General features: G+C 32.8%; 10 protein-coding genes. All 10 read left to right on the top strand.

Annotation, left to right across the window (positions count from 1 at the left end; genetic code table 11):
* Positions 1–109 precede the first annotated feature (109 nt).
* The 10 genes from mvaD (at position 110) to IB617_03645 (ending at position 8,465) form a co-directional block, all read left to right on the top strand.
* Complete coding sequence (gene mvaD / locus IB617_03690; protein ID UZE93224.1) at positions 110–1,111, top strand: diphosphomevalonate decarboxylase; 1,002 nt, start codon at positions 110–112, stop codon at positions 1,109–1,111.
* A gap of 33 nt (positions 1,112–1,144) precedes the next feature.
* Positions 1,145–2,266, top strand: a complete 1,122-nt coding sequence (locus IB617_03685; protein UZE93223.1) for a phosphomevalonate kinase — start codon at positions 1,145–1,147, stop codon at positions 2,264–2,266.
* A 162-nt stretch (positions 2,267–2,428) separates the two neighbouring features.
* Positions 2,429–2,803, top strand: coding sequence for a DUF5320 domain-containing protein (locus IB617_03680; protein ID UZE93222.1), 375 nt, complete (start codon positions 2,429–2,431; stop codon positions 2,801–2,803).
* A 24-nt stretch (positions 2,804–2,827) separates the two neighbouring features.
* Positions 2,828–3,241 (top strand): NifB/NifX family molybdenum-iron cluster-binding protein, encoded by a 414-nt coding sequence (locus IB617_03675; GenBank protein UZE93221.1) that lies wholly within the window; start codon positions 2,828–2,830, stop codon positions 3,239–3,241.
* A 7-nt stretch (positions 3,242–3,248) separates the two neighbouring features.
* Entirely contained in the window at positions 3,249–4,493 is a 1,245-nt protein-coding gene (locus IB617_03670; protein ID UZE93220.1) for a cation diffusion facilitator family transporter, read from the top strand.
* 105 nt (positions 4,494–4,598) lie between these two features.
* Positions 4,599–5,441: an ATP-binding protein gene (locus tag IB617_03665; GenBank protein ID UZE93219.1), complete on the top strand. Its 843-nt coding sequence runs from the start codon at positions 4,599–4,601 to the stop codon at positions 5,439–5,441.
* 66 nt (positions 5,442–5,507) lie between these two features.
* On the top strand, positions 5,508–6,677 hold the full coding sequence (locus tag IB617_03660; protein UZE93218.1) for a hypothetical protein: 1,170 nt from the start codon (positions 5,508–5,510) through the stop codon (positions 6,675–6,677).
* A 32-nt stretch (positions 6,678–6,709) separates the two neighbouring features.
* The gene (locus tag IB617_03655) at positions 6,710–7,303 is read left to right on the top strand and encodes a uracil-DNA glycosylase (protein UZE93217.1); all 594 of its coding nucleotides are present in this window, start codon (positions 6,710–6,712) and stop codon (positions 7,301–7,303) included.
* The gene (locus IB617_03650; GenBank protein UZE93216.1) at positions 7,300–8,193 is read left to right on the top strand and encodes an ATP-binding protein; all 894 of its coding nucleotides are present in this window, start codon (positions 7,300–7,302) and stop codon (positions 8,191–8,193) included. Before IB617_03655 ends, IB617_03650 begins: the two co-directional genes overlap by 4 nt.
* Positions 8,178–8,465, top strand: a complete 288-nt coding sequence (locus IB617_03645; GenBank protein UZE93215.1) for a DUF134 domain-containing protein — start codon at positions 8,178–8,180, stop codon at positions 8,463–8,465. The genes IB617_03650 and IB617_03645 overlap by 16 nt, the downstream gene beginning before the upstream one ends.
* Positions 8,466–8,489: the final 24 nt, after the last annotated feature.

The raw sequence follows: 8,489 nt of genomic DNA, 5'->3' as shown, positions 1-8,489 counted from the left end.
AGCGGTTTTTTGGTAGAATTAAAAAAACCAGACTCAAAAATGGTTAAAGTAGCAAAGGTAAAAGTTAAAGAAAACTTAAAAGAGCAATAGAACTCGAAATAAAAAACTTATGAAAGTTTCAGCTATAGCAAATGCTAACATTGCTCTGGTAAAATATTGGGGAAAGAGGAATAAAGAACTCATACTTCCAAACAACACCAGTATAAGCATGACAACAGATGGGTTATATGCCCATACCACGGTTGAGTTTGATAAAAAATATAAAGAAGACATTTTTATCTTAAACGGTAATAAATTTAGAAAAGGTTCAAAAGAATATGATGAATTTATTGAGTCATTTTTGAAAGTAGTGAGGAAGATGGGTAAGACCAATATCAAAGCAAAAATTGTAAGTAATAATAACTTTCCAACAGCTGCAGGTTTAGCCTCTTCGGCTGCGGGATTTGCTGCTTTAGCTACAGCTGTAAATAAAGTCCTTGTTTTTGATTTAGATAAAAAAGGTTTAAGCATGTTAGCTCGCCGTGGTTCAGGTTCAGCGACAAGGTCGATTTTCGGTGGTTTTGTAGAGTGGAAAAAAGGAGAAAAAGAAGATGGTTCTGATTCTTATGCAGAACAGATAGCACTTCCTCAGTACTGGTTAGATTTCAGAATGATAATTTTAATAACATCCAGAAAAGAAAAAAAAATAAAGTCGAGGACAGGGATGAAACAGACAGTTTTAACATCTCCAATGTATCAAAGCTGGCTGGCTACCGTAGAAAAAGACATAGAAAAGGTTAAAAAGGGGATAATAGAGAAAGATTTTACTCTCGTTGGGAAGACGGCTGAAGAAAATTGTCTGAAAATGCATGCTGTCATGCTTACAACAATACCTGCTATAATATATTGGAATAAAACTACCATAGAAATAATACATTCTGTTATAAAATGGAGAAATGAAGGATTGGAGTGTTATTTTACGATTGATGCAGGCCCTCAAGTAAAAATTATTTGTTTAAAGAAAGATGTCGCAGAAATTATAGAGAGATGCAAAAAAATAGAGGATATAAAAGACATTATTGTAACAAAGCCCGGAGAAGATGTAAGAATTACACAAGAACATTTGTTTTAATTAAATAAGCAATTCAAAACACAGTTAATACTTATGATAAAAGTATCAGCACCGGGAAAACTCTGCATTTCAGGAGAATGGGCTGTTTTAGAAGTAGGAAATCCCTTAATTGTTGCAGCTGTTGATAAAAGAGTTTTTGCTAAAATAAAAGAATCCAAAGATAAATTTATTCATATATCAATTAAAGATTTTGGGATAGAGAATTTAAAAGCTTTCTTTAAGGGAAATGAGTTAAGTTTTGAAAAAAGACTAAAAAAAGGAGAAGAAAAATACTTATTTTTCATTAAATCTGCCATCGAGTCGGTATTGAAATATTTTAACAGGGTTAAACCTTTTGAAATTGAGACATGGGGTGAGGATACAATAATAAAAACAGCTGAACAAATAGAAATGATTGGTTTTGGAGCTTCTGCAGCCAGTGTGGTAACCACCGTAGCATCTCTTTTTAAATTTTATGGAAAAGACATAAAGAAAGAATCGGTAAAACAAAAAATATACAAATTATCAACTATTGCTCATTATTTTACTCAAGGAAAAGTAGGTTCTGGTTTTGATACAGCCGCTTCAACCTTTGGTGGAATTTTTATTTACAAAAGATTTAATCCTGACTGGTTAATGAACCAATTCAAAGAAGGCAAACACCTTAGGGAGATAATAAAAACAAAATGGCCGGGTTTTTATATTAAATCTCTCAAAATTCCAAATGATTTCAATTTGCTTGTAGGATGGACAGGAGAATCTTCTTCAACATCCAAAATGATAAAACAGCTGAATAATTGGAAGAAAAACAATAAAGGAGAACACAAAAGGATAATAGGTCAGATAAAAAGTTTAGTAGAACAATTAATAGAAGCTTGGGAAAAAAGTGATAAAGAAAAGCTCTTACAACTTATTAAAAAAAACGAAGATTATCTTAGAGAACTTGGAGATAAATCTGGTTTAAATATAGAAACAGAGAAGTTGTGGAAATTGAGCAAGATTGCAAATAATAATGGGGGGGCAGGAAAACTTTCTGGAGCCGGAGGTGGAGATTGTGGTATAGCAATAACATTTAATGAAGTTCACTCGGAAAAGATAAAGAAGGAATGGCAGAAAAACGGAATTTATTTTATTAATACAATTTTATCTCAGAATGGAGTAAGAGAAGAAAATTAAATTATATTCTATTTATTTTATTCGATTTAATAATACAGAGAACAGTTCTCTATTTTTTATTGTGGATATAACTTGACAAGTAATAATTATGGGTATATACTCATAACATAGCATAACAATACAAAGGTCGCATTATTTTTAAATTTACTTTTAAAAAATACTATGCCATTAGGTAACAGAAGAGGTCATTTAGGTTTAGGTCCATTGAGTGGAAGGGGATTAGGATACTGCGCTGGTTATCCCTACCCAGGATATATGAATCCAACTGGCAGGGGCTGGGGACGAGGCTGGGGTAGGGGTGGAGGTAGAGGATTTGGTCGGGGTAGAGGTTGGGGCAGAGGTTGGGGATGGCCTGGCTGGGGATATTATCCACCTGGTTGGAATTATCCTTATTCACTTGAGCCTCCGACTCCTAAAGAAGAGAAAGAGATTCTAAAAGGAGAAAAGGAGATACTAAAAGAAGAACTTAAAGTTTTAAAAGAGGAAATGAAAGTAATTGAAGAAAGACTTAAGGGGTTAGAGGTAAAAAAGAAGTAAAGAGTTTCATTATCTATCATTAATATGAAAATTTGCATTGTTTCTTTAGGTAAAACCTTAAATTCTCCAGTCAGTCCTCGATTTGGTAGAGCGCCATATTTCCTTATTTTAGATGAAGAGGGGAACTTAAAAGAAGTTTTACCTAATCAGGCAATTGGTGCTATGAGGGGAGCAGGTATTGCTGCTGCTCAGGAGATTGCTTTGAAAAAAACTGAAGCTTTAATAACAGGTAATATTGGTCCTAATGCCCTTAATGTTTTAATGGGAGCAGGAATTAAGGTTTTTTCAGCTCCTTTTGACTTCACCGTAAAAGAAGTTTTTTTAATGTGGAAAAAAGGCAAATTAAGTCAGGTTGAAATTCCTGCTGGTTCGCCGGGACGCTTTAGGAGAAGGGGTTTTGGACCAGGTGGTAGAAGACATAGACACAGAGGAAGATAATTAATTTATGCAAAAAAAAGAAATTTTAAAAATAGGAGAAACTACGGCAAAAAAAGTCAGTATTATTGTTTTTTTATTAGCCTCTCTTAAGGCATTGATTGCGTTTATTTCTGGGAGCATTGTTCTTTTATCTGATGCTCTCCATAGTGTCGCAGATGCTTTTGAGATTCTTTTTATTTGGTTAGGTTTTAAGATTTCTCAAAGAAAGCCTACAGAAAAATTCCCCTATGGCTTTTATAAGGCAGAAAGTATTTCAGCCTTGGTTGTTTCTCTTTTAATTCTTTTTGCTGGCTACCAAATAGCTCAAGAGAGCTACGAAAGGATATTTAGCTCCTATGATCTAAAACTTCCTCAAATAGCAGTAGCTGTGGCAATTTTAGATGCAATCCTTATCTATCTATTGGGTAGGTATGAAGTAAAAATAGGTCAGGCAATAAATTCTCAAAGCTTGATTGCTGATGGAAAGGAATCAAAACTACATATTATTTCTTCTTCACTAGTGGTTTTGGGAATTCTTTCATCTTATTTTGGGTTTTTAGGAATAGAGGGAATTGCAGGTCTTTTGCTTTCATTATTTATTTTTAAGATAGGAATTGAATCAACAAGAGATTCGGTTTTTTCCTTAATGGATGTTAGTCCCAGTAAAGAAATAGAAAAAGAGATTAAGACCATTTTAGAATCTGTAGAGAGCGTTAAGGACTTTTCAGGCCTTAGATTAAGAAAATCGGGTCCTTTTATCTTTGGGGAAGTGAACATTAAGATAAAAAAATTTGTTGCAGTTGAAAGAGCTCATGAAATTTCAGATAAAATAGAGAAAGATGTAAAGGCTAAGGTTCCTCAAATAGATTCTTTTGCTATTCATGTGGAACCATTCAGTCCTTTTGAGCAAAAAATTATCATACCTACAAAGGAAAAAAATAATCTTGAATCTCAAATTGATGAGCGTTTCGCCAGGGCAGAATTCTTCGCTATTTTAAAAGTCAAAAAAGATAAGATTGAATCGTTTGAATTTAAAGAAAATATTTTTAAAGAAAAAGAGATTAGGGCAGGTCTTGCGGTAGCTAAATATTTATTAGAACAAAAACCAGATGTTTTAATTGTAAGACAAATCGGTCCCATATCTTTTCATACATTAAGGGATAATTTAATAGAGGTTTATAAAGCGGAACAGGGCACAATAAGACAAATAATAAAAGATTTTTCAGAGAACCAATTGGTTAAGTTGGAAAAGCCGACAAAAGAAAAAGAGTAATTAAAAATATATAAGGCGTTTGATAAAAATATTGCCAAGAATATAGAAGAATTCCAAAAAGGTAACCTTTGTGAATTAGGGGAACAAAATATTTGTTAGTAGGGTATGGGAAAAATTAAGAAATTCGCTATCACAGGAGGGAAGGGAGGTACGGGAAAAAGCACCTTCTCTATTTTGATGGCAAGTCAGCTAATAAGAAAGAAACAGAGAGTTATTCTTTGTGATTGCGACGTGGAGTGTCCCAATGATTATTTGTTATTGGGACAGAAACTGAAAAAAGTCAGAAAAAATGTTTATGCTGAATATCCCAGATTAATTAAACAAAAATGCAAAAAATGTGGATTATGTGTAAAGACCTGCAGGAGTAACGCTGTGTTTCAGCCACCAAAGAAATTTCCAATATTTATTAAAGAATTGTGTTCTTCTTGCGGAGCATGCTGGATAGTTTGTCCTTACGGAGCTATAATGTCAAGAAAAGAAAAAGTAGGTCAGATTTTTGTAAATCGAATAAAAAATAATTTTTGGTTAATTTCAGGACTATCTAATCCTGGAGTAGAGGAAACAGGACCCATTGTTGCTAAGACTAAAAAATTTGCTTTAGATTTTGCTAAAAAACAAAAAGCAGATTTCATTTTATTTGATACAGCTCCCGGTACCCATTGTCCGGTAATTTCAGCTTTATTGGATTGTGATTTAGCTTATGCTGTTACGGAACCTACCCCAATGGGAGCCCACGACTTGAATTTAATTCTGGATTTGTGCCAAAAACTCAAAGTGCCAGCTAAGGTAATTTTAAATCAAGCAAACTTGGGTGATAAGAAAAAAATTTACCCCATCACCAAGAAATTTGGTGTGAGCGTTGAAAAAGAAATTCCTTATTCAAGAAAATTAGTTGAACTTTATTCAAAAGGTCGTTTATTAGACTTTGATTATAATAAATGTATATAAATTGTGGCTATTATTTCTTCTTTTTGTATTCTTCCTCAATAAAAATAATTAATAATTTATCAAAATATGAAAGAAAAAGTCTTAGTTATTTTGCTTTCTTGTTTGCTGTTAACTGCGTTTAATTTCACTCAGGCACAAGAAAAAATAGAAATTAATTTTTTCTTTAGTTATACCTGCCTTAATTGTGCCTCAAAAAAGATATTTCTGGAGGAATTAGCAAATAAATATTCAGAGATTGAACTTAAAGAATATGGCATTTTTGAAAAAGAAAATGTGGATTTGTTAAAAGAAATGTATCAGGTTTATGAAGTGGCTCGAGAGGTTCAAGGATATGTACCAATAACCTTTATTGGAGAGCGTTATTTTTTGGGTTTTTCTCAAGAAATAGGTAATGATATTGAAAATTATGTTTTGGGATTAATAGAAGAAATTTCTCAGCCTCCACATGAGCCTCCATCAGACGAACATAAAATTTCTCTTCCAATTTTCGGCGAAATTTCTCTTTCAAAATTTTCTCCCTTAGCTCTATCCATAGTTTTAGGAGCTTTGGATGGCTTTAATGCTTGTGCTATGGTAGCTTTGGGATTTTTACTTACTGTTTTGATTTCAACCGGAATTAGAGAAAGAGTGTTTTTGATTGGAGGAACTTTTATTTTGGTTTCAGGAATAGTTTACTTTTTATTCATTTCTGCTTGGCTGAATTTATTCTTAGTTCTATCTCACATAAAGTTCATAACTAATTTAGTTGGGGGGATTATTGCGATCTTCGCTCTCTTTTTATTAAAAGATTATTTCCACGGCATAATTTGTAAATTGTGCGAGGTTGGCTCTGTAAAAGAAGGTGTTTTTGTGAGATTTGAGAGGAAACTATTTGAAAAAATGGAAACCATTTCCAAAAGAGAAACTTCCTTGTCTATAACTATATTGGGGACAGCAATAGTAGCAGCTGGAGTAAATATGGTGGAACTCTGTTGCTCTTTTGGTTTTCCTTTAGTTTTTACTAAAATTTTAACGGGCTTCAATTTACCTACTCTTTCCTATTACTTTTATCTTTTGATTTATATCTTATTTTATATGATAGATGATTTTATCATTTTTATAATTGCAGTTTTGACTCTAAGAATTACTCAAGCCTCTCAAAAATATCTTAAAGCAATAAAACTGATTAGTGGAATTTTACTTTTGCTTTTGGGCTTAGTTATAATGTTTCGTCCTGAAGTTTTAATGTTTGGCTAAATGTCAAAAATAATTAAAATTTAGTTTTTTAAATGGAAGAGTTAGAAAAAATAAAAAATGAAATCTTGAGCTGTAAGAAATGCCCTTTGTACAAAAATATTGCCCATTATGTCCCCGGAGAAGGGAACCCTCGGGCGAAAATAATGTTTTGCGCTGAGGCCCCGGGATATTGGGAAGACGCAAAAGGCAAACCGTTTGTTGGGGCTGCGGGGAAGATTTTGGATGAGCTTTTAAAATCCATTAACCTGAAGAGAGAAGAAGTCTATATTTGCAATTTACTTAAATGCCGGCCTGTAACTTCTGATTTGAAGAATAGAGCTCCAAATTTAAACGAGATTGAAGCTTGTTCTCCATATTTAGATAGACAGATAAAAATCATAAAACCCAAGGTAATTTGCACCTTAGGGAATCATTCTACAAAATATATTTTTGAAGAATACGGACTAAAAGATCAAATTCAGGGAATAAGCAAAATCCACGGAAAAGTTTTTGAGGTTAAAAGTCTTTTTCAGAGCATTAAAATTATTCCTCTTTATCATCCGGCCGTAGCTACTTATAACATCAATATGAAAGGAATTCTTAAAAAGGATTTTAAGATTTTAGAAAAATTAATACCAAAAATATGAAATTGGTAATTGCGAGCGGAAAGGGAGGTGTAGGAAAATCAATGTTGGCTTCAAGTTTAGCAATACTTTTTACTGAATCTAAAAAAATAGTAGCTGTAGATTGTGATGTTGATGCTCCTAATTTAGCTATTTGGTTGAATGAAATTAAAGACTCGAGGGAGAAGATTCCAGTGGTTACTTCAGCTAAACCAATAATTGATTATAAAAAGTGTAATGGTTGTGGTTTATGTGTTGAGAAATGTCGTTTTGGAGCAATAAAAATGGTAGATGGAAAACCAAAACTAAATCCATTTTTATGTGAGGGGTGCGGTGTTTGTGAAATTGTCTGTCCTCAAAAAGCCATTAAATTAAAACCTGTTCAAAATGGGGAGATTATAATAAAGAATACAAAATACGGTTTTCCTTTAATCATTGGAAATCTTTTACCTGGAGAAACAGGTTCGGGAAAAATAATAACAGAACTTAAAAAACAGGCAGACAAATCTGGCTGTAAGCTTCAAATCTTAGATTCTTCTCCGGGAACAGGTTGTCCGGTTATAGCTGCCTTACAGGATTCAAATTTTGCTATTTTGATTACAGAGCCTACTCCTTCAGCTTTTTCCGATTTAAAAAGGGTTTTGAAAGTAGTAAATCATTTTAATATTCCTTGGGGTTTGGTAATTAATAAGTGGAATATTGATCCTGGATTGAGTAATAAAATTGAGAAATGGACCCTTCGACATGGCTCAGGACAGATAGGTAAAAGAATTTTAGGTAAAATTTCTTACGATAAAAAGATATTTAAAGCAGTTTCTAACTTAAAGCCAATTGTAGAAACTAACCTTAAAGCCAAAACCGAAATTAAAAAAATATTTAAAAAATTAAATAATGTAATATGTCAAGACCAATAAAACCAAGAAGAATTTCATTTGACCCCAATGTCACTTATTTTAAACCAAGAGCTATACCTCTTTCTGTGTTAGAAGAAGTGGATTTAAAAGTAGATGAGTTGGAAGCAATTAGACTTTGTGATTTAAGAGGATTAAGTCAAACCGAGGCTGCCAAAAAAATGAGAATTTCTCAAAGCACTCTTGGACGAATCTTAATCTCAGCCCACAGAAAAATAGCCCAAGCTCTTATTAAAGGGAAAGCAATTAGGATTCAAAAGAAGATAAGAAATTGAACTCAAAAGTTGAATTTTAAGAAG

The sequence above is a fragment of the Candidatus Nealsonbacteria bacterium genome (assembly GCA_026016225.1).
GTDB lineage: Bacteria > Patescibacteriota > Minisyncoccia > Minisyncoccales > JANBVM01 > Nealson33H.
Note: the sequence above shows the minus strand (reverse complement) of the source record. Positions and strands in the feature narration are given on the sequence as shown.

Bases quoted from the DNA above. Each gene is read 5' to 3' on its own strand.
- IB617_03665 (UZE93219.1), top strand. From the start codon at position 4,599: ATGGGAAAAATTAAGAAATTCGCTATCACAGGAGGGAAGGGAGGTACG.
- IB617_03650 (UZE93216.1), top strand. From the start codon at position 7,300: ATGAAATTGGTAATTGCGAGCGGAAAGGGAGGTGTAGGAAAATCAATG.
- IB617_03685 (UZE93223.1), top strand. From the start codon at position 1,145: ATGATAAAAGTATCAGCACCGGGAAAACTCTGCATTTCAGGAGAATGG.
- IB617_03670 (UZE93220.1), top strand. From the start codon at position 3,249: ATGCAAAAAAAAGAAATTTTAAAAATAGGAGAAACTACGGCAAAAAAA.
- IB617_03655 (UZE93217.1), top strand. From the start codon at position 6,710: ATGGAAGAGTTAGAAAAAATAAAAAATGAAATCTTGAGCTGTAAGAAA.
- IB617_03680 (UZE93222.1), top strand. From the start codon at position 2,429: ATGCCATTAGGTAACAGAAGAGGTCATTTAGGTTTAGGTCCATTGAGT.
- mvaD (UZE93224.1), top strand. From the start codon at position 110: ATGAAAGTTTCAGCTATAGCAAATGCTAACATTGCTCTGGTAAAATAT.
- IB617_03660 (UZE93218.1), top strand. From the start codon at position 5,508: ATGAAAGAAAAAGTCTTAGTTATTTTGCTTTCTTGTTTGCTGTTAACT.
- IB617_03645 (UZE93215.1), top strand. From the start codon at position 8,178: ATGTCAAGACCAATAAAACCAAGAAGAATTTCATTTGACCCCAATGTC.
- IB617_03675 (UZE93221.1), top strand. From the start codon at position 2,828: ATGAAAATTTGCATTGTTTCTTTAGGTAAAACCTTAAATTCTCCAGTC.